The sequence below is a fragment of the Citrobacter sp. Cu231 genome (assembly GCF_030332265.1).
GTDB lineage: Bacteria > Pseudomonadota > Gammaproteobacteria > Enterobacterales > Enterobacteriaceae > Citrobacter > Citrobacter meridianamericanus.
Genome location: NZ_JAOWIE010000020.1, coordinates 1 through 20483, shown reverse-complemented (window position 1 = coordinate 20483; position 20483 = coordinate 1). Strand labels below are relative to the sequence as shown.

Here is a 20483-nt window from a genome sequence, read left to right as displayed (position 1 = left end):
AGTATAAACTGGTTTTTTATACAGTAAAGAGGTTGGCGTTAAATTAGAATAATTTTTTTGACCAGCCTAACTTAGTGCTTAATGTATTGAAATAGCTGTAGTCTTTGGGGTGTATCAGGTTCAGATGATAATCACAGCGGCGAATCAATACGTCTTCACCTTCCTGGATAGGCAGGGCGATCTGGCTGTCACAGCTGATCTCCAAATCGTTCCGGCGATGTGAAAAGCGCAGGCGAATCGTGCTGCTACTGTTGATCACCAGCGGTCGCGCAGAAAGCGTATGCGGGAACATCGGTACCAGCGTAATAGCATCTAAAGAAGGCGTCAGAATTGGGCCTCCGGCAGAGAGCGAATAGGCGGTAGAGCCGGTAGGGGTGGAGATAATTAGCCCGTCAGAACGCTGAGAGAAGGCAAAGATTTCATCAATGTAGACTTCAAATTCAATCATGTGCGCCACTTTTCCGGGGTGCAGCACAACTTCATTGATGGCCGTGCTAATGCGCTTTTGGCAATCTTGCTGGCACACCTGGGCTTCGAGTAGAAAGCGCTTTTCGCTGATGTAGTGGCCTTCCAGCACGTCAGCTAACTGCTGCTGGGCATTGTCAGGGTCTAGATCGGTCAGGAAACCGAGGTTGCCGCGGTTAATCCCGATAACCTTGATGTCATAACGTGCCAGAGTGCGTGCCGCACCCAACATATTGCCATCGCCGCCAACGACCACGGCGAGGTCTGCCTGATGGCCAATCTCTGCGAGCGTACCGGTTTTCACATTTTTCAACTGCAGCTCGTGGGCGATTTGTTGCTCGACGATAACCTCATAACCTTTGGCGCAAAGCCAGCGGTAGAGCATTTCATGTGTGGTCAGTGCAGTGGGGTGACGTGGATGCCCCACAATGCCAATACACTTGAAATGTTTGTTCATTTTCTCGAGGTCCTTGTAACGAAGATTAGTGACAATGTGAGTACTTCCCTTGAAACCCTGAATCTTATCCCCATAATAATCCAGGTTAGCGAGATGAATGCGAAAAAACGCGGAGAAATTCATGAGTAGTAAAGAACAGAAAACGCCTGAGGGGCAAGCCCCGGAAGAAATTATCATGGATCAGCACGAAGAAGTTGAGGCGGTTGAATCAAACGCTTCTGCTGAGCAGGTGGATCCGCGCGATGAAAAAATTGCGAATCTGGAAGCTCAGCTTGCTGAAGCCGAAACTCGCGAGCGCGACAGCGTGTTGCGTATCAAAGCGGAAATGGAAAACCTGCGTCGTCGTACCGAACTGGACGTAGAAAAAGCGCATAAATTTGCGCTGGAAAAATTCGTCAACGAACTGCTGCCGGTGCTGGATAGCCTGGACCGCGCGCTGGAAGTGGCGGACAAAGATAATGACGCGATGGCGGCGATGGTTGAAGGTATTGAGCTGACCCGTAAGTCAATGCTGGATGTTGTGGCGAAGTTTGGCGTACAGGTGGTGGCGGATATTGATGTGCCGATGGACCCGAACGTGCACCAGGCCATTGCAATGGTAGAGTCTGACGACGTTGCCGCCGGTAATGTGCTGATGGTTATGCAGAAAGGTTATACCCTGAACGGACGTACCATTCGCGCCGCGATGGTCTCTGTGGCGAAAGCCAAAGGCTAATCAGCTTTCAGGTCGGGTAATGCTCACGCGCTACCCGGCCTGAATTACGCTCACTGATCCGACACGCTTTCCCGTAGCGGTTTGACCGGCAAGACCTGCACCTGCTTAATCATATTGTCCTGGACGTCGAGAATATCGATATCATACTGCCCAATACGCACACGCGTACCGGCAACCGGGATCTCTTCCAGTGCTTCAAGAATAATACCATTCACGGTCCGGGCGTCATCTTCCGGCAGGTGCCAGTTAAACGCCTTATTGATTTCACGAACGTTGGCGCTGCCGTCAATGATCACTGAGCCATCATTTTGCGGCGTTACTTCTTCGGCAAGCGTGGGTGACATTGAGGTGGTGAAGTCGCCGACAATCTCTTCCAGTATATCCTCAACCGTGACCAGTCCCTGAATATCGCCATATTCATTAACGACCAGACCCACTTTCTTTTTATTTCGCTGAAACTTAATGAGCTGGGTGCTAAGCGGTGTACCTTCCGGGACGTAATAGATTTCGTCGGCGGCGCGTAACATGGTCTCTTTGGTGAACTCTTTTTTTTCTGCCATTAATCGCCAGGCCTCACGCACGCGCAGCATACTGATAGCATCGTCCAGCGAGTCTCGGTACAGCACAATGCGGCCGTGCGGAGAGTGCGAAAGCTGACGTACGATAGACTTCCAGTCATCGTTAATATCAATACCGATGATTTCGTTACGCGGGATCATGATGTCATCGACGCTGACTTTTTCCAGATCCAGCACGGACAGCAGCATATCCTGGTTACGGCGTGAAATTTGCGAGCGCGATTCATTCACCAGCGTTCGCAGTTCATCTTTGCTCAACGAACCGCTCACCACGATATCCGTTTTGATGCCCATCATGCGCATTAGCAGCCGCGTGATGGTATTGAGTAGCCAGACCAACGGCATCATCAGAATTTGCAGTGGGGCCAGCAGGACGCTGCTTGGATAGGCGACTTTTTCCGGATAAAGCGCGGCAATGGTCTTTGGCAGTACTTCGGCAAATATCAGCACTACAAACGTCAATACCCCGGTGGCAATGGCGACGCCCGCATCGCCATACAGGCGCATACCGACAATGGTACCGAGCGCGGAGGCCAGAATATTCACCAGGTTATTCCCGATGAGTACCAGACTTATCAGACGGTCCGGCTTGCGCAGTAACTTTTCAACGCGTTTCGCCTGACGATTTCCCTGCTTGGCCCGATGACGTAGACGGTAGCGATTCAGGGTCATCATTCCGGTTTCAGAACCGGAAAAATAGGCGGATATGACCACCATGATGAGAAGCGTGACAATGAGTGTGGTGGTGGAGATGTGTTCCACGTAGGGTTCCTTAAAGATTTAACTCACGAACTGCTGCAGGATACGGCTGCCGAAATAGGCCAGCGTCAGAATGCCTGCGCCTGCGACGTTAAACCATACGACGCGACGTCCGCGCCAGCCTTCATGGTAATGCCCCCACAACAGAACGATATAGACAAACCATGCCACGATAGAGAGGACGGCTTTATCAATGTTCTCCGTGCTGAACAGGTTGTGCATGTAAAACAGGCCGGTGCACAGGGTGAGCGTCAGCAGAACCACGCCGATTTGGGTGATATGAAACATTTTCCGCTCAATACTCATCAGCGGTGGCATTTCATTGCTGAAGGCCAATTTTTTGTTTTTTAACTGGTAGTCAATCCATGCCAGCTGTAGCGCATAGAGCGCGGCGATAATCAGCGTGGCATAAGCGAACAGCGACAGCCCGATGTGAATCATCATGCCCGGCGTAGCTTCGAGATGGGTGATGAACTCGTTAGGCATAAACGTGGCAAAGGCGAGATTGATTAGCGCAAAGGCGTAGACAATGGGCAGCAATAGCCAGCCGCGATTGCGCGACGCGACGATGGTCATCACGGTACAGATCATCAGACTCACCAGCGAGCCAACGTTCAGCAGACTCAGGTTTTGTCCGCTTTCACCGCCGGGTAGAATACGTGCTTCCAGAGCGACAGCATGGCACACCAGCGCGACGACCGCAGAGAGAATAGCCATACGCCGCCAGCCGCTGTTTTTTTGCAGCAGAGCGGGAATAATCAGCGCAAGGCTGACTGAGTAGGCGACAAGGGCGAGCAGAGCAAAAACGGGCATATAGGTGTCGACAGTTGGCCAGTGATAAAGAAAAGCAGTATAGCGTTACGTGACCGCTGCTCCAACCGTTGCATAACAACAAAGGCGGCTTCATGTTATACTGCGACAAATTTCTGTTGATGTGTCGCTGTCGCGACCGACCGTTTCCACCCCAGGCGAGAGACAATGTTTGATAATTTAACCGATCGTTTGTCGCGCACGCTGCGCAATATCAGTGGCCGTGGACGCCTTACTGAAGACAACGTTAAAGAAACGCTGCGCGAAGTGCGCATGGCGCTGCTGGAGGCTGACGTAGCGCTGCCGGTAGTGCGTGAGTTTATCAATCGCGTAAAAGAGAAAGCGGTTGGTCATGAAGTTAACAAAAGCCTGACGCCGGGTCAGGAGTTCGTCAAGATTGTCCGTAACGAACTGGTTGCGGCAATGGGCGAAGAAAACCAGACCCTGAATCTGGCTGCACAGCCGCCAGCCGTTGTGCTGATGGCGGGCCTGCAGGGGGCGGGTAAAACCACCAGCGTCGGTAAGCTGGGTAAGTTCCTGCGTGAGAAACACAAGAAGAAAGTGCTGGTGGTTTCCGCAGACGTGTATCGCCCGGCGGCGATCAAACAGCTGGAAACGCTGGCCGAGCAGGTCTGTGTGGACTTCTTCCCGTCGGATGTCGGCCAGAAGCCGGTTGATATCGTTAACGCCGCGCTGAAAGAAGCCAAACTCAAATTCTACGACGTGCTGCTGGTGGATACCGCCGGTCGTTTGCACGTTGATGAAGCGATGATGGACGAAATCAAACAGGTTCACGCTTCTATCAAGCCGGTAGAAACGCTGTTTGTGGTCGATGCCATGACCGGTCAGGATGCTGCAAATACCGCCAAAGCCTTTAACGAAGCGCTGCCGTTAACCGGTGTGGTGCTGACTAAAGTTGATGGTGATGCCCGTGGCGGTGCCGCGCTCTCTATTCGCCACATCACCGGCAAGCCGATTAAATTCCTCGGCGTCGGGGAGAAAACTGAAGCACTGGAGCCGTTCCATCCGGACAGGATTGCTTCACGTATTCTCGGCATGGGCGACGTGCTGTCGCTTATCGAAGATATCGAAAGCAAAGTTGATCGCGCGCAGGCCGAGAAATTAGCCAGCAAGCTGAAAAAAGGCGATGGCTTCGATCTCAACGATTTCCTTGAGCAGCTCAACCAGATGAAAAACATGGGCGGTATGGCAAGTCTGATGGGCAAGCTACCGGGCATGGGTCAGATCCCTGACAACGTGAAATCGCAAATGGACGATAAAGTGCTGGTGCGTATGGAAGCCATCATCAACTCGATGACGATGAAAGAACGCGCTAAGCCAGAAATCATCAAAGGTTCCCGTAAACGCCGTATTGCTGCTGGTTGCGGTATGCAGGTACAGGACGTAAACCGCCTTCTGAAACAGTTCGACGACATGCAGCGCATGATGAAGAAAATGAAGAAGGGCGGTATGGCTAAGATGATGCGTGGTATGAAGGGGATGATGCCGCCCGGCTTCCCCGGTAGATAAATATATCGGGCTACCTTATTTGCCATTTTGACACCGGAGTGTGCTCAACAAAACACTGTAGTGTTTTGAACGCCCTTTAGGGCGGCCCGAAGGGCGAGCGGAGCGAGTAAATGCTCACGTACTGCGTGTACGCTCCGGAGGCTGACGGCACTGCCGACGGCCTTTTATAGCAGAGTTATCAACTGCTGATTGCATTTTCCCCAGAAATCAGTAAAATTTTCGGGCTTTTAATATGACACCCGGGCTCCGTTCCTCGATGGGGCCTGGGTGTTTTATTCACACAAGAGGATGTTATGGTTACTATTCGTTTAGCTCGTCACGGCGCTAAAAAGCGTCCGTTCTACCAGGTTGTTGTTACCGACAGCCGTAATGCACGCAACGGTCGCTTCATCGAGCGCGTTGGCTTCTTTAACCCAATCGCTAGCGAAAAAGAAGAAGGCACTCGCCTGGATCTGGATCGCATCGCTCACTGGGTTGGCCAGGGCGCGACTATTTCTGATCGCGTAGCTACGCTGATCAAAGCAGCAAACAAAGCAGCTTAATCTGTCACGGTGGTCATGATGAGCAAGCAACTCGCCGCACAGGCTCCTGTGGAACCCATTGTTTTGGGGAAAATGGGGTCTTCTTACGGTATCCGTGGTTGGCTCAGAGTGTTTTCTTCCACTGAAGACGCCGAAAGCATTTTTGACTATCAGCCCTGGTTTATCCAGAAGGCGGGTCAGTGGCAGCAAGTACAGCTGGAAAGCTGGAAGCACCACAATCAGGATCTGATCATCAAGCTGAAAGGCGTTGACGATCGTGATTCGGCGAATCTACTGACTAATTGCGAAATTGTCGTGGATTCCTCGCAGTTGCCAGCGCTGGAAGATGGTTCTTACTACTGGAAAGACCTTATGGGCTGCCAGGTAGTGACCACTGAAGGCTACGATCTCGGTAAAGTCGTCGATATGATGGAAACCGGTTCGAATGACGTCATCGTCATCAAGGCAAACCTGAAAGATGCGTTTGGTATCAAGGAACGTCTTGTGCCGTTCCTCGATGGGCAGGTTATCAAGAAAGTCGATCTCGCTACTCGAACTATCGAAGTAGATTGGGATCCTGGTTTTTAAACCACCGGATAAACGGTAAAAGTCGGCGTTATGGGGATTGGCTTGTGTTTATAGGTATCGTTAGCCTGTTTCCAGAAATGTTCCGCGCAATTACCGATTACGGGGTAACTGGCCGGGCAGTAAAAAATGGCCTGCTAAACATCCAGAGCTGGAGTCCTCGTGACTTTACTCATGACCGGCACCGTACCGTGGACGATCGTCCTTACGGCGGCGGACCGGGGATGTTAATGATGGTGCAACCCTTACGGGACGCCATTCATGCAGCGAAAGCTGCGGCTGGTGAAGGCGCAAAGGTGATTTATCTCTCACCTCAGGGACGCAAGCTTGATCAAGCGGGCGTTAGCGAACTGGCCACGAATCAAAAGCTGATTCTGGTGTGTGGTCGCTATGAAGGAATAGATGAGCGCGTGATTCAAACCGAAATTGACGAAGAATGGTCAATCGGCGATTACGTCCTCAGCGGTGGTGAGTTACCAGCAATGACGCTGATAGACTCCGTTTCCCGGTTTATTCCGGGGGTTCTGGGTCATGAGGCTTCAGCAATCGAAGATTCGTTTGCTGATGGATTGCTGGATTGCCCACACTATACCCGACCTGAAGTGTTAGAGCAGATGGAAGTACCGGCAGTGTTACTGTCAGGAAACCATGCTGAGATACGTCGCTGGCGTTTGAAGCAGTCGCTGGGCCGGACCTGGCTTAGAAGACCTGAACTTCTGGAAAACCTGGCTCTGACTGAAGAGCAAGCAAGGTTGCTGGCGGAGTTCAAAAAGGAACACGCGCAACAGCAACATAAACATGATGGGCAGGCGTAAGCCCCCAATATCAGTTTACCCAGGATAAGAGATTAAATTATGAGCAACATTATTAAGCAACTTGAACAAGAACAGATGAAGCAGGACGTACCTTCCTTCCGTCCGGGTGATACCGTGGAAGTGAAAGTATGGGTTGTTGAAGGTTCCAAAAAACGTCTGCAGGCATTCGAGGGCGTGGTTATCGCTATTCGTAACCGCGGTCTGCACTCTGCATTCACTGTTCGTAAAATTTCCAACGGCGAAGGCGTTGAGCGTGTCTTCCAGACTCACTCTCCGGTAGTTGACAGCATTGCTGTTAAACGTCGTGGTGCTGTTCGTAAAGCTAAACTGTACTACCTGCGTGAGCGCACTGGTAAGTCTGCTCGTATCAAAGAGCGTCTTAACTAAGATTCGCGCAAGCGACATCCTGTTAGAAAAGGGCTGGCCGAAAGGCTGGCCCTTTTTTTATTCCGACCTTTATTCATTTGTTTTTTGTTATTAGATGACTGCGCGGCGCGCAGTCAGTTGAATATTCATTACGGCGTCGAGATCACGACTGCAACGCGACGGTTTTCAGCACGACCTTTTGACGTCTGGTTGCTTGCGATCGGGTATTTCTTCCCAAGCCCCTGAGTTGTCAGGTTGGCGCGGGGAATATTGGCGCCCTGTGCCCAGGCATCGGCAACCACATTCGCGCGTTTGAGCGACAGAGCTTCGTTGTAACTGTCTTCGCCGTAGTTATCGGTATGACCGTCCAGGCGCGCATGGTTAAGCCCGGTAGCAGCCAGTTTGGAAGCCATTTCCTGGATCTGTTTTTCGCTTTCGGGGCGGAGCTTGTAGTCGTTTTTATCAAACAGGATGTTGTCAGACAGGCCAAGAGACCAGTCTCCGGAAGCTTCAGTAAATCCGTACGATTTCATGGCTGCAATTTGCTCTGGGGTAAATTTTCCCTGAGGAGCCTGACAGCCTGCCACAACCAGTAAAAGCAAAAGAAATGGGGATAATAAGCGTTTTAGCATGTGTGTGATTCCTTATTTAATAATAGTGCGTTCAGAACGCATATGTTTGGCCTGATACATATTTTGATCGGCAAGTTCTTGTAATTTCTCGGCAGAGGCATGTTCCCACGTCAGCGCAAAACCGATACTGAGTGTCATGCTTGCTAAATGACCATTATGCAGGTCAAAAGGTCGGTCAAACTCTTGTGAAAGTGCCGCACAGATCCGCTGAACCTCATATTCAGAATGAACGCTATATAGCACCATCGCGAACTCGTCGCCGCCAAGTCTGTATGGCGAATGTCGATTACCGCCAAACTCGGACAGCCTTTTTGCGACTTCAATCAGAACCCGATCCCCCGCAGCGTGGCCCCAGGTATCATTAATAAATTTAAAATTATCACCATCAAGAAATAACAATGCGGAACTGCTGTGGGTGACATCGTCATTCATCAGCGCGTTAATACTGCTACGAAATGCGGCTCGATTCGCCAGGCCCGTCAGAGGATCATGGAGTGCAGTACGCAAAAGCTGAGCGTTCTTTGCCTGCAGTCGAAGTTGCCACTCCTCCATCTCGTCCAGCAGACTATTAAAATCCTGGGCAAAAAGATGAAACTCTTCAATGCGCTCTTCGGATACACGTCGTGAAAAATTACGGTTGGTACGAACATCATGTACCACTTCAGTTATATTTTGCAGGGCTTCCACGACGCCATTGTGTAAATAGCGAGTGAGCATTAATGCAATGCCTGATGCCAACAGAATGCACCCGGTAAGAACGGCCAGCGACAAATAAATGAAATGACTAATGACGCTATCGCGCGCGGTCAATCGTACTTCGCCGATGACGTTGCCATTATGCAAAATAGGCTTAGTGACCGGTTGTGGGAACAGCCAGTGGCTGATCAGTCCGCTGATCTTCTCCGTGGTGTCCTGCGCGTTATAACGCCAGGTGGCGATCGCCTTTTGGTTTTTATTACGAACTTCCGCAACGGAAAATTGCCCTTGCTGGCCCAGTGCAGCCAGCGTTTCCGTTGCCGCGACGCTATCAGAAAAAACGAGCGCAGCTTCAAGCGTACGGGTCATGGTGGCTGCGGTCAAATCCAGGTTCTTTTGCGCATACTGTCTCAATGCCAGCACGGAAGAAATGCTGAGCAGCAACCAGATCAACGTCATCGTCACCAGGACACTGATTATGCTGATACGCCGTAATGTCCGCTTAAACGTCGGGCGTGTTACAGGAGAATGGCCCTTATCCATGCTTATTATTCCGTGCAAGCATCAATACGTCTGGACTGACCCTTACGCCACTGCGTGAAAGGGAATCCATATTTACGGAAAATCTCACATCTTCATCTTTAATTATGAGGCAAAAGGCGCTGCCAATAACGCATTCGGGATTCTGTTCGGCAATTAATAACAATGCCTTAGTCGGATATTTATTCTTTAATTCCACCTGATAAGTAGGTGATTCTTTTCCAAAATAAAAACCGTCACACTGCGAAACTAATATTTCTTGTTCCGTACGAATGATGACGGGAAGATAGGGTAATGCCCCAGTACTGGTATCTTCCAGAACACTGGAAAAACGCGATGAAGAGAAAATACACAGTTTGGGCGGCCCGGAAAGTGCAGGCCAGCGTGTATAACTAACGATACCGGAAACCATAGCACGTACAGATTTTGCTTCTTCTGTAATGCTTTGGGCGTACAGCGGTAACCCGGTCAGGAGCAGTGCCAGTAGAAGTATGAGTCGGTAAGAATAGCTCATGAATAGTTACCTACCAGCATTTGCCGTAAAGCGTCGAAATACATTCAAAATTGTTTAGGACAAAATAACATTATTTTCCTAAGTCGTCATTATTCCAGGGATAAAGCTGCTGGTGATTTAAGTTAAATCCTAGTTGATTGTAAAGTTTAACTCATTGTTTAATTTAATCTTATTGAGGCGGAGCCTTCATTTAATCCTTTTTGCCAGGCATTATGTAACTGGTCTACATTTTCGACCGTATCACAACTTTGGGGAAAGGTTTTCCCGGCCAGCCCCCTGGCGTAAACAAAATCCTGCTGGCAGATTTTACGTTGCCCCTCGGCGAAACCCTTAAGATATTTCGTACGATCGACGTCGGGATCATTGAAGTTGTCGGCAAGAGTTTCATTATCTTTAACGGCATAGCCCGAAATGGCATCTTGTATACCGGCATCGTACCAGTCGGTCCCTGTCCAGGTGGGGGCGTGGGTATAGGGATCTATTTGACAACCGCTAAGAAGGAATAGAAATAAGGTGCTGATGAGTTGCTTCATTGCCCGTGCTCCCTTGTTTTTTTAAGCATAGCGGATTTGAATATTGAATGGTGTAAATTTAATTGTACGCTCTTAGCGGCTTTTTCTGCTGATAAATTGCGTGTTGTAAATTAAAATTTACGGATTGTGGATTGAAATCTTTACCTGTTGTGGTATCGTTATTTCCTCCTCGCTGAGGATTAACTATCGCAAACGAGCTAAACAGGATCACCATCATGCAAAAAGACGCGCTGAACAACGTACATATTACCGACGAACAGGTTCTGATGACTCCGGAGCAGCTGAAAGCTGAATTTCCGCTGAGCCAGGCGCAAGAAGCGCAAATCTCCCAGTCGCGTAAAATCATTTCAGATATTATCTCCGGTCGCGATCCGCGTTTGCTGGTGGTATGTGGTCCATGCTCCATTCACGATCCTGAAATGGCTATTGAGTACGCTCGTCGATTTAAAGCCCTTGCCGCAGAGGTCAGCGATAGCCTCTACCTGGTGATGCGCGTCTATTTTGAAAAACCCCGTACCACCGTCGGCTGGAAAGGGTTAATTAACGATCCTCACATGGATGGCTCTTTTGATGTTGAAGCAGGACTGAAAATTGCGCGTCAACTGCTGCTTGAACTGGTGAATATGGGACTGCCGCTGGCAACTGAAGCGCTGGATCCAAATAGTCCGCAATACCTGGGCGATCTGTTTAGCTGGTCCGCAATCGGAGCCCGTACCACGGAATCGCAGACTCACCGCGAAATGGCTTCCGGTCTTTCCATGCCGGTCGGCTTTAAGAATGGTACTGACGGTAGTCTTGCGACCGCCATTAATGCCATGCGAGCGGCGGCACAGTCGCACCGCTTTGTTGGTATTAATCAGGCCGGGCAGGTTGCGCTGTTGCAAACTCAGGGGAATCCGGACGGTCACGTGATCCTGCGTGGTGGTAAAGCGCCGAACTACAGTCCGGCAGATGTCGCCCAGTGCGAAAAAGAGATGGAGCAGGCGGGACTACGACCTTCTCTGATGGTAGATTGCAGTCATGGTAACTCCAATAAAGATTACCGCCGCCAGCCTGCCGTGGCTGAATCTGTGATTGCACAAATCAAAGATGGCAATCGCTCGATCATTGGCTTGATGATCGAAAGTAATATTCACGAAGGCAACCAGTCTTCTGAACAGCCGCGCAGCGAAATGAAATACGGCGTGTCCGTAACCGATGCCTGTATTAGCTGGGAAATGACGGATGCGCTGTTGCGTGAAATTAGCCAGGATTTAAACGGTCAGCTGTCGGCGCGTGTAGCATAAGAGGTTGGTTATGGTTGCTGAATTGACCGCATTACGCGATCAAATTGATGAAGTCGACAAGGCGTTGCTGGACTTACTGGCACGCCGCCTGGAGTTGGTTGCCGAAGTCGGTGAAGTAAAAAGCCGCTTTGGGCTGCCGATCTACGTACCGGAGCGGGAAGCCTCTATGCTGGCCTCCCGCCGGGCAGAGGCGGAAGCTCTGGGCGTGCCACCGGACCTGATTGAAGATGTGTTGCGTCGGGTTATGCGTGAGTCCTACTCCAGCGAAAATGACAAAGGGTTTAAAACACTTTGTCCTTCTCTGCGCCCGGTGGTGATCGTCGGTGGCGGTGGTCAGATGGGACGTCTGTTCGAAAAAATGCTCACCTTGTCAGGTTACCAGGTGCGGATCCTGGAACAGCAGGACTGGGATCGCGCGCCGGAGATCGTCTCTGATGCCGGCATGGTGATCGTCAGTGTGCCGATCCACGTCACCGAGCAGGTGATCGCCAAATTACCGCGCCTGCCTTCTGACTGTATCCTGGTGGATCTGGCTTCGGTGAAAAATGGTCCTTTGCAGGCGATGCTGGCGGCGCACGATGGCCCGGTGGTGGGATTGCATCCGATGTTTGGTCCGGACAGCGGCAGTCTGGCCAAGCAGGTCGTCGTCTGGTGTGACGGACGTCAGCCGGAAGCTTATCAGTGGTTTCTCGAACAGATTCAGGTGTGGGGGGCGCGGTTGCATCGGATCAGCGCCGTTGAACACGACCAGAATATGGCGTTTATTCAGGCACTACGTCACTTTGCGACTTTTGCTTACGGTCTGCATCTAGCGGAAGAGAATGTTCAACTGGAACAGTTGCTGGCGCTCTCTTCGCCGATTTACCGCCTTGAGCTGGCGATGGTAGGACGTCTGTTTGCCCAGGATCCGCAGCTCTATGCTGATATTATTATGTCGTCTGAGAGCAACCTTGCGCTGATCAAACGCTACTACCAACGTTTTGGTGAGGCGATCGGTTTACTGGAGCAGGGCGATAAGCAAGCGTTTATCGACAGCTTCCGTAAGGTGGAGCACTGGTTTGGCGATTACGCTCAGCGCTTTCAGAGCGAAAGCCGTACGTTGTTGCGCCAGGCTAACGATAGCCGCCAGTAAATAGAATGCCGGATAATCTTAGCGCTATCCGGCATTATAAAACGTTAGCTCGGATCGACCGGCACCACATTTTCACTTGGATAGCAGCCAAGTACTTTCATCGAACGCGTAATCTCACCCAGTTCCTTCAATGCTTTTTGCATCTGAGGCGATTCCAGGTTGGCCTGAATATCCAGGTAAAACATCTCTTCCCACGGATTGCCGTGAATTGGGCGTGACTCCAGTTTGGTCATAATCAGATTATGGTTGCGCAATACCAGCAGCGCTTCAACCAGCGCACCCGCCTGTTGTCCTGTCGCCATCAGCAGCGTGGTTTTTGCCGGAACCTGGTCAGAAACATTGATTGCTTTGCGCGCCAGTACCACGAAGCGGGTGATGTTTTGCGTCTGGTTAGCTTCAATGTGCTCAAGAACCTGCAAACCATACAGTACGCCTCCGGCTTCGCTCCCCAGAGCCGCCACGCGCGGCGAGTTAGCCTGCGCAACTTTTTCCATTGCCGCAGAGGTACTTTCGGTGTACTCAATCTTCCAGTGTGGATGGCGACTCAGAAATTTGCTGCACTGCTGGAACGGCTGCGGATGGCTGTAAACCGTTTCAATAGTCTCGAGATCCGTCGTGCCGGATACCAACACACAGTGGTCAATTGTGATGGTCATCTCGCCAACGATAGACAGGCTGGTGTGTTGTAGCAGGTCGTAAACGTCGTTAATCCCGCCGGAACTGGTGTTTTCAATCGGAACCACCGCGTAGTCAGCTTGTCCGGTTTCAACCTGATTAAAGATATCGGCAAATTTTGCGCAGCCGCTTTCAATAAATTGTTCAAAGTGGCGGGCGGCATACTGACGGGCGGCGAGGTGAGAATATGAACCCTTTGGGCCGAGGAAGGCTACGCGCGCAGAGTGCGGATTGATTTTGTTCAGATGCTGCTGGAGCAGTGCCTGTTGTGTCAGGACGGAGTCTTCGATAATCAGCTGGAACAGGCGAGTAATATAATGAGCATCAAGATGATGTGCTTTGCCAAGCTGAATCAGGCGGTCTAACAGGTCGCGCTCACGGTCGATATCACGAACCGGACGATGCGAAAGCAGTTTTGCTTTGCCAACTTCTACGGCCAGTCCACGTCGCTCAGCCAGCAGGGCCAGTAATTTTTCATCCAGCGTGCTGATCTTATCGCGTAGCGCCAGCAATGGGTTTTCCGATGTCATAGTGTTGCCTTTCTTGTTATCAATAAAAAAGGCCCCCCGTGGTGGGAGGCCTTATTGTTCGTCTTCGCATTCTTTATCACACGACGAAACGCCTCCCATTCAGGGGAAGGTAAAAAAGAATGCGAAGAAGAACGGGACAAGTTTCATGTAATTTTCCTTTGGCTATATCAGTAAAGTACCCGTACTGTTTTCACCATGTCAACAAAAAACGCGCCCGAAGGCGCGTTGGCGATACACTCAATGTAAGGGACTACTCTTCTTCTGCTTCGACGAAGTTGGCGTCTTTTACTGAAGCTGTTGCACGACGGGCTTCGCCTTTGTGCTGCACTTTATTGAGCTGCCGTTCCAGCTTGTTGATCAAATCGTTAATTGCGGTGTACATATCCTCGTGTTTTGCGCTGGCGACCAGATGTCCGTTCGGTGTATTGATGGTGGCATCAGCAATGAAACCCTGTGGCTCCTTAGACAGAATGATATGTGGATTAATCAGATGAGTTTGCCATTTTTCAAGTTTGGCGAGACGGTCTGCGACATGCTGGCGAATTGCCGGAGTAATTTCCATTTGTTTACTGGTAATGTTCATTGTCATAAATTTTACCTCTTGTCTTTCCCGTCTTGGTGATTCCAGCATACCGTTCCTAATGTCAAAATGTGTGATTTAAATCACATTATTTTGTCGCTTTTTGTCAAGAAAACCTTTTTGTGAGGCACAGCAGGAACAGGCGATATTTTACTTGAGGAATACCAGAAAGCAGGCCATATTTGATGAGATGCGTTGCAGCTAAACCGCTTCAGTTGTGGCGTTAACGGATAAAAAAACGGCAGCCCAAGGGCTGCCGTTTTGCATTCTGAGGTAAATCAGGTATTGCTGCTGTTAGCGGCAATGATTTTCGCTACTTTTTCTGCCTGCGCATTCATCTGCATCTGGCGATAAGCTTTTTCCATTAACGGCAGAGCATCACGTGTTGCCTGAGTATCAGGGTAGTCGCGTAGCATACCTTCCACACGGTTTACCACAGCGACCCATGCTCCGCGGGCAGTGTAGTATTGCGCAACGGAGTATTCATACTTCGCCAGACGGTCCTTCAGGAATACCAGACGTTTGGTGGCGTCAGTAGTGTACTGGCTGTTCGGATAGCCACGTACCAGTTTGGAAAAGTCATTAAACGCAGCTCGGGCGTGTTGCGGATCGCGATCGCTGCGATCAACACCAAAGAACCCTTGCAGTGCGCTATCGTCCAACGCCATATTGGTCAGGCCACGCATATACATGACATAATCAATGTTAGGGTGTGTCGGATTAAGACGGATAAAACGATCGATGGCAGCCTGAGCAAGCGGCAGATCGGCGTTTTTGTAGTAGGCGTAGATGAGATCTAATTGCACCTGCTGAGAATACGGTCCAAATGGATAACGGTTATCCAACGCTTCCAATTGCGTTATTGCCTGTTTCCAGTTACCGTCCTGCAGCTTTTGCTGAGCAGTCGCGTAGATTTCATTTGGCGGATTATCGGGCACCTCTTCCTTTGAACCAGAGCAACCCGCCAAAAACAGGCTCAACGTGGCTGCTGCCACCAGATATTTCATGCGCGTCATGACGTTTTGACTTTCCTCAAAATGTATTACGGGAGATTCTCTGTTCCTGCTCCCGGTTAAGACCAGCTACAATAGCACACTATATTAAACGGCAAAGCCGTAAAACCCAACGTTAAACGAAGAAGCAGTTTATGGCACAACGAGTAGAACTCACCGCAACAGTCTCCGAAAATCAGCTCGGTCAACGCTTAGATCAGGCTTTGGCCGAATTGTTCCCTGATTATTCACGATCGCGCATAAAAGAATGGATCCTTGATCAGCGCGTACTGGTAAATGGCAATCTTTGCGATAAACCGAAAGAAAAAGTGTTGGGTGGAGAACGCGTCTCCATCAATGCAGAAATTGACGAAGAGGTGCGTTTTGAACCTCAGGATATCCCGCTGGATATCGTTTATGAAGATGACGACATTCTTGTCATCAACAAACCCCGTGATCTCGTGGTGCATCCGGGCGCCGGTAATCCTGATGGCACGGTCTTGAATGCATTGCTGCATTACTACCCGCCGATCGCGGATGTTCCTCGTGCCGGTATTGTGCACCGTCTGGATAAAGACACGACGGGATTAATGGTGGTGGCAAAAACCGTTCCTGCGCAAACGCGACTGGTGGAGTCGCTGCAGCTGCGTGAAATTACCCGTGAGTACGAAGCCGTGGCGATTGGTCACATGACGGCAGGCGGAACCGTTGAGGAGCCGATTAGCCGTCACCCGACTAAGCGTACGCACATGGCGGTACACCCGATGGGGAAACCTGCGGTGACGCACTATCGCATCATGGAACACTTCCGTGTGCACACGCGTCTGCGGTTGCGTCTGGAAACCGGACGTACGCACCAGATCCGCGTGCACATGGCGCATATCACCCATCCGCTGGTGGGCGATCAGGTCTACGGCGGTCGTCCGCGTCCACCGAAAGGCGCTTCTGACGAATTTATCTCCGTATTGCGTAAGTTCGATCGTCAGGCGCTGCACGCGACCATGCTGCGTTTGTATCACCCAATTTCCGGTATCGAAATGGAATGGCACGCGCCAATTCCACAAGATATGGTGCAGTTGATTGAAGTGATGCGTGCTGATTTCGAAGAACATAAGGATGATATTGCCTGGCTATGAGTAAGCTAATTGTCCCGCAGTGGCCGATACCGCAGGGTGTTGCGGCGTGTAGTTCTACTCGTATTGGCGGTGTCAGTATGTCGCCTTACGATTCGCTGAATCTGGGTGCCCATTGCGGTGATAACCCGGAGCATGTTGAGGAGAACCGCATGCGGCTGTTTGCTGCGGGCAATCTGCCTGCAAAACCCGTCTGGCTGGAACAGGTCCACGGTAAGGACGTTCTGAAACTGACTGGCGAGCCTTACGCCTCCAAACGTGCAGATGCTTCATACAGCAACATGCCGGGCACCGTGTGTGCGGTGATGACGGCTGACTGTTTGCCGGTGCTGTTTTGCAATCGCGCAGGAACGGAGGTTGCGGCGGCCCATGCGGGTTGGCGAGGATTATGCGCAGGTGTGCTGGAAGAGACGGTGGCGTGTTTTGCCGACAAACCTGAAAACATTATCGCCTGGCTAGGCCCGGCGATTGGCCCGGACGCGTTTGAAGTGGGAGCAGAAGTCCGCGAAGCGTTTATGGAGAAAGATCCGCAAGCGGACATCGCATTTGTCCCGCGTGATGACAAATATCTGGCGGATATCTATCAGCTTGCGCGCCAACGTCTGGCAAATGTCGGTGTGGAGAACCTTTACGGCGGCGACCGTTGCACCTTCAGCGAAAGTGAGACGTTCTTCTCTTATCGTCGCGACAATACCACGGGGCGTATGGCAAGTTTTATTTGGCTGATATAACCTAAAGAATCAAGACGATCCGGTACGTGTAATTTTCTTTTCACATAATTCAGGTCATTAACCTTGAATAATTGAGGGATGACCTCATTTAATCTCCAGTAGCAATTTTGACCTGTTATGGGAGGAGTTATGCGTCTGGATCGTCTTACCAATAAATTCCAGCTTGCTCTTGCCGATGCCCAGTCACTCGCATTGGGGCACGACAATCAATTCATCGAACCACTTCATCTAATGAGCGCCTTGCTGAATCAGGAAGGGGGATCGGTACGTCCTTTATTAACGTCCGCTGGCATTAATGCTGGCCAGTTACGTACAGCTATTGACCAGGCGTTGAGCCGTTTGCCGCAGGTAGAAGGTACCGGTGGTGATGTGCAGCCTTCTCAGGATCTGGTGCGTGTTCTGAATCTTTGCGACAAGCTGGCGCAAAAACGTGGGGACAACTTTATTTCGTCAGAACTGTTCGTTCTGGCAGCGCTTGAGTCACGCGGTACGCTGACCGATTTATTAAAATCAGCAGGCGCGACGACCGCCAATATCACTCAGGCAATTGAACAAATGCGTGGAGGTGAAAGCGTGAATGACCAGGGGGCTGAAGACCAACGTCAGGCCTTGAAAAAATATACCGTCGATCTGACCGAACGTGCCGAGCAGGGCAAACTCGATCCGGTTATCGGTCGTGATGAAGAAATTCGCCGCACCATTCAGGTGCTGCAGCGTCGTACTAAAAACAACCCGGTGTTAATCGGTGAGCCCGGGGTCGGTAAAACCGCGATTGTTGAAGGGCTGGCTCAACGCATCATCAATGGTGAAGTGCCGGAAGGCTTAAAAGGCCGCCGTGTGCTGGCGCTGGATATGGGTGCGCTGGTGGCTGGAGCCAAATATCGTGGTGAGTTTGAAGAACGCTTAAAAGGTGTGCTGAACGATCTTTCTAAACAGGAAGGCAATGTCATCCTGTTTATTGATGAGTTACACACCATGGTTGGGGCGGGTAAAGCCGATGGCGCAATGGACGCCGGAAATATGCTGAAACCTGCACTGGCACGTGGGGAACTGCACTGTGTAGGCGCAACAACGCTTGATGAGTATCGCCAGTACATCGAAAAAGATGCTGCGCTGGAACGTCGTTTCCAGAAAGTGTTTGTGGCCGAACCTTCAGTAGAAGATACCATCGCGATTTTGCGTGGTCTGAAAGAGCGTTATGAGTTGCACCACCACGTGCAGATTACTGACCCGGCGATTGTCGCGGCAGCTACGCTGTCTCACCGCTATATTGCCGATCGTCAGTTGCCTGATAAAGCTATCGACCTCATTGACGAAGCGGCATCCAGCATTCGTATGCAGATTGACTCCAAGCCGGAGGAACTCGACAGACTCGACCGCCGTATTATCCAGCTCAAACTGGAACAGCAGGCATTAATGAAAGAGTCTGATGAGGCGAGTAAAAAACGTCTCGATATGCTCAACGAAGAGCTGGATGATAAAGAGCGCCAGTATTCTGAGTTAGAAGAAGAGTGGAAAGCTGAAAAAGCTTCCCTTTCTGGAACGCAAACTATCAAGGCTGAGCTGGAACAGGCGAAAATCGCCATTGAACAGGCGCGTCGTGTCGGCGATCTGGCGCGGATGTCCGAACTGCAGTATGGCAAAATTCCTGAACTGGAAAAACAGCTCGAAGCCGCCACCCAGTCTGAAGGCAAAACCATGCGTCTGCTGCGTAATAAAGTGACGGATGCAGAAATTGCAGAAGTGCTGGCGCGCTGGACCGGGATCCCGGTTGCCCGCATGCTGGAAGGCGAGCGGGAAAAACTGTTACGTATGGAGCAGGAACTGCACAGCCGCGTGATTGGCCAGAATGAAGCGGTGGAAGCGGTTTCTAACGCCATCCGTCGTAGCCGTGCAGGGTTGTCCGACCCGAATCGTCCGATTGGTTCATTCCTGTTCCTTGGTCCAACCGGGGTCGGTAAAACCGAACTGTGTAAGGCGCTGGCTAATTTTATGTTCGACAGCGACGACGCAATGGTGCGTATCGATATGTCCGAGTTTATGGAGAAACACTCTGTCTCTCGTCTGGTCGGGGCGCCTCCGGGATATGTCGGCTATGAGGAAGGTGGGTATCTGACGGAAGCGGTACGCCGTCGTCCTTACTCTGTCATTCTGCTCGATGAAGTGGAGAAAGCGCATCCGGATGTGTTCAACATCCTGTTGCAGGTGCTTGACGATGGTCGTCTGACTGACGGGCAGGGGAGAACGGTCGATTTCCGTAACACGGTTGTCATCATGACCTCAAACCTGGGATCGGACCTGATTCAGGAACGCTTCGGGGAGCTGGATTATGGCCACATGAAGGATATGGTGCTGGGCGTTGTGAGCCATAACTTCCGTCCGGAATTTATCAACCGTATAGATGAGGTCGTTGTATTCCATCCGTTGGGTGAGCAGCACATTGCTTCTATTGCTCAGATCCAGCTGCAGCGTCTGTATAAACGTCTGGAAGAGCGTGGTTATGAAATTCACATCTCTGACGAGGCGCTTAAACTGCTGAGCGCGAATGGTTACGATCCAGTCTATGGCGCACGTCCATTGAAACGCGCTATCCAGCAACAGATCGAAAACCCGCTGGCTCAGCAAATCCTGTCTGGTGAGCTGATTCCTGGCAAAACGATTCGCCTGGAAGTTAACGACGATCGCATTGTGGCAGTGCAGTAAGTCACTAAATGACCATAAACGGGCCCTGCGGGGCTCGTTTTTGTTTAATAACCAGGCAAAAACAGAGTGATCGATTGAAAAGTAATCGCTTGATAAGTTTTTTGTATTTTTAACTTGTCAGCCTCAAATAACTCCCTATAATGCGCCTCCACTGACACGGAACAACGGATTACAAGCCGCCGGGTCAGCGGGGTTCCACTGAGAA

General features: G+C 50.8%; 22 protein-coding genes and 1 other annotated feature. Of the genes, 11 read left to right on the top strand and 11 right to left on the bottom strand.

Annotation, left to right across the window (positions count from 1 at the left end; translation table 11 throughout):
- Window positions 1-43: 43 nt before the first annotated feature.
- Window positions 44-922, bottom strand: coding sequence for an NAD(+) kinase (nadK, locus tag OGY15_RS00895; RefSeq protein ID WP_151218116.1), 879 nt, complete (start codon window positions 920-922; stop codon window positions 44-46).
- A 121-nt stretch (window positions 923-1043) separates the two neighbouring features.
- Between nadK and grpE the strand changes: the two genes are divergently transcribed.
- The gene (gene grpE, locus OGY15_RS00890) at window positions 1044-1637 is read left to right on the top strand and encodes a nucleotide exchange factor GrpE (RefSeq protein WP_210905270.1); all 594 of its coding nucleotides are present in this window, start codon (window positions 1044-1046) and stop codon (window positions 1635-1637) included.
- A gap of 50 nt (window positions 1638-1687) precedes the next feature.
- Here the strand turns inward: grpE and OGY15_RS00885 are convergent, their stop codons facing one another.
- Together OGY15_RS00885 and OGY15_RS00880 are read right to left on the bottom strand one after the other, a co-directional pair.
- Entirely contained in the window at window positions 1688-2977 is a 1290-nt protein-coding gene (locus tag OGY15_RS00885; protein ID WP_187253037.1) for an HlyC/CorC family transporter, read from the bottom strand.
- 18 nt (window positions 2978-2995) lie between these two features.
- A complete protein-coding gene (locus tag OGY15_RS00880; protein ID WP_151218114.1) occupies window positions 2996-3787 on the bottom strand; it encodes a cytochrome C assembly family protein in 792 nt (263 codons plus the stop codon).
- Between the two features lie 165 nt (window positions 3788-3952).
- Here OGY15_RS00880 and ffh point away from each other — a divergent pair, with 165 nt between their 5' ends.
- From ffh to rplS, 5 genes are all read left to right on the top strand, one after another.
- The gene (gene ffh, locus OGY15_RS00875; RefSeq protein ID WP_286537482.1) at window positions 3953-5314 is read left to right on the top strand and encodes a signal recognition particle protein; all 1362 of its coding nucleotides are present in this window, start codon (window positions 3953-3955) and stop codon (window positions 5312-5314) included.
- 293 nt (window positions 5315-5607) lie between these two features.
- Window positions 5608-5856 carry a 30S ribosomal protein S16 gene (gene rpsP, locus OGY15_RS00870; RefSeq protein WP_003031228.1) on the top strand — a complete coding sequence of 83 codons (249 nt, stop codon included), beginning with the start codon at window positions 5608-5610 and terminating at the stop codon, window positions 5854-5856.
- An 18-nt stretch (window positions 5857-5874) separates the two neighbouring features.
- Window positions 5875-6423, top strand: coding sequence for a ribosome maturation factor RimM (rimM, locus tag OGY15_RS00865; protein WP_003031230.1), 549 nt, complete (start codon window positions 5875-5877; stop codon window positions 6421-6423).
- A gap of 44 nt (window positions 6424-6467) precedes the next feature.
- Window positions 6468-7235: a tRNA (guanosine(37)-N1)-methyltransferase TrmD gene (gene trmD / locus OGY15_RS00860; RefSeq protein WP_003031232.1), complete on the top strand. Its 768-nt coding sequence runs from the start codon at window positions 6468-6470 to the stop codon at window positions 7233-7235.
- Between the two features lie 39 nt (window positions 7236-7274).
- Window positions 7275-7622 carry a 50S ribosomal protein L19 gene (gene rplS, locus OGY15_RS00855; RefSeq protein ID WP_002914145.1) on the top strand — a complete coding sequence of 116 codons (348 nt, stop codon included), beginning with the start codon at window positions 7275-7277 and terminating at the stop codon, window positions 7620-7622.
- Window positions 7623-7750: 128 nt separating this feature from the next.
- Here the strand turns inward: rplS and OGY15_RS00850 are convergent, their stop codons facing one another.
- The 4 genes from OGY15_RS00850 to OGY15_RS00835 all read right to left on the bottom strand — a co-directional run bounded on the left by OGY15_RS00850 (window position 7751) and on the right by OGY15_RS00835 (window position 10516).
- On the bottom strand, window positions 7751-8233 hold the full coding sequence (locus OGY15_RS00850) for an OmpA family protein (protein WP_151218113.1): 483 nt from the start codon (window positions 8231-8233) through the stop codon (window positions 7751-7753).
- A gap of 12 nt (window positions 8234-8245) precedes the next feature.
- On the bottom strand, window positions 8246-9472 hold the full coding sequence (gene dgcN, locus OGY15_RS00845) for a diguanylate cyclase DgcN/YfiN (RefSeq protein WP_187260360.1): 1227 nt from the start codon (window positions 9470-9472) through the stop codon (window positions 8246-8248).
- Complete coding sequence (gene yfiR / locus OGY15_RS00840; RefSeq protein WP_151218111.1) at window positions 9465-9983, bottom strand: regulatory sequestration protein YfiR; 519 nt, start codon at window positions 9981-9983, stop codon at window positions 9465-9467. Before yfiR ends, dgcN begins: the two co-directional genes overlap by 8 nt.
- A gap of 158 nt (window positions 9984-10141) precedes the next feature.
- Complete coding sequence (locus tag OGY15_RS00835; RefSeq protein ID WP_286537442.1) at window positions 10142-10516, bottom strand: DUF2799 domain-containing protein; 375 nt, start codon at window positions 10514-10516, stop codon at window positions 10142-10144.
- 215 nt (window positions 10517-10731) lie between these two features.
- Here OGY15_RS00835 and aroF point away from each other — a divergent pair, with 215 nt between their 5' ends.
- Both aroF and tyrA read left to right on the top strand, forming a co-directional pair.
- Window positions 10732-11802, top strand: a complete 1071-nt coding sequence (gene aroF, locus OGY15_RS00830) for a 3-deoxy-7-phosphoheptulonate synthase (RefSeq protein ID WP_210905266.1) — start codon at window positions 10732-10734, stop codon at window positions 11800-11802.
- Window positions 11803-11812: 10 nt separating this feature from the next.
- A complete protein-coding gene (tyrA, locus tag OGY15_RS00825; RefSeq protein WP_151218108.1) occupies window positions 11813-12934 on the top strand; it encodes a bifunctional chorismate mutase/prephenate dehydrogenase in 1122 nt (373 codons plus the stop codon).
- A 44-nt stretch (window positions 12935-12978) separates the two neighbouring features.
- Here tyrA and pheA read toward each other — a convergent pair whose 3' ends face one another.
- From pheA to bamD, 4 genes are all read right to left on the bottom strand, one after another.
- Window positions 12979-14139 carry a bifunctional chorismate mutase/prephenate dehydratase gene (gene pheA / locus OGY15_RS00820; protein WP_003031243.1) on the bottom strand — a complete coding sequence of 387 codons (1161 nt, stop codon included), beginning with the start codon at window positions 14137-14139 and terminating at the stop codon, window positions 12979-12981.
- Between the two features lie 22 nt (window positions 14140-14161).
- Window positions 14162-14287 (bottom strand) — a sequence feature (Phe leader region).
- A complete protein-coding gene (pheL, locus tag OGY15_RS00815; RefSeq protein ID WP_100250063.1) occupies window positions 14239-14286 on the bottom strand; it encodes a pheA operon leader peptide PheL in 48 nt (15 codons plus the stop codon). It overlaps the preceding feature by 48 nt.
- A 102-nt stretch (window positions 14288-14389) precedes the next feature.
- Window positions 14390-14728: a ribosome-associated translation inhibitor RaiA gene (gene raiA, locus OGY15_RS00810; protein ID WP_151218107.1), complete on the bottom strand. Its 339-nt coding sequence runs from the start codon at window positions 14726-14728 to the stop codon at window positions 14390-14392.
- Window positions 14729-14997: 269 nt separating this feature from the next.
- Complete coding sequence (bamD, locus tag OGY15_RS00805; protein WP_151218106.1) at window positions 14998-15735, bottom strand: outer membrane protein assembly factor BamD; 738 nt, start codon at window positions 15733-15735, stop codon at window positions 14998-15000.
- 131 nt (window positions 15736-15866) lie between these two features.
- Here bamD and rluD point away from each other — a divergent pair, with 131 nt between their 5' ends.
- The 3 genes from rluD to clpB all read left to right on the top strand — a co-directional run bounded on the left by rluD (window position 15867) and on the right by clpB (window position 20278).
- Complete coding sequence (rluD, locus tag OGY15_RS00800; RefSeq protein ID WP_003031246.1) at window positions 15867-16847, top strand: 23S rRNA pseudouridine(1911/1915/1917) synthase RluD; 981 nt, start codon at window positions 15867-15869, stop codon at window positions 16845-16847.
- The gene (gene yfiH, locus OGY15_RS00795) at window positions 16844-17575 is read left to right on the top strand and encodes a purine nucleoside phosphorylase YfiH (protein ID WP_151218105.1); all 732 of its coding nucleotides are present in this window, start codon (window positions 16844-16846) and stop codon (window positions 17573-17575) included. Before rluD ends, yfiH begins: the two co-directional genes overlap by 4 nt.
- Before the next feature lie 129 nt (window positions 17576-17704).
- Window positions 17705-20278 (top strand): ATP-dependent chaperone ClpB, encoded by a 2574-nt coding sequence (gene clpB / locus OGY15_RS00790; protein ID WP_187253035.1) that lies wholly within the window; start codon window positions 17705-17707, stop codon window positions 20276-20278.
- The last annotated feature ends 205 nt before the right edge of the window (window positions 20279-20483 follow it).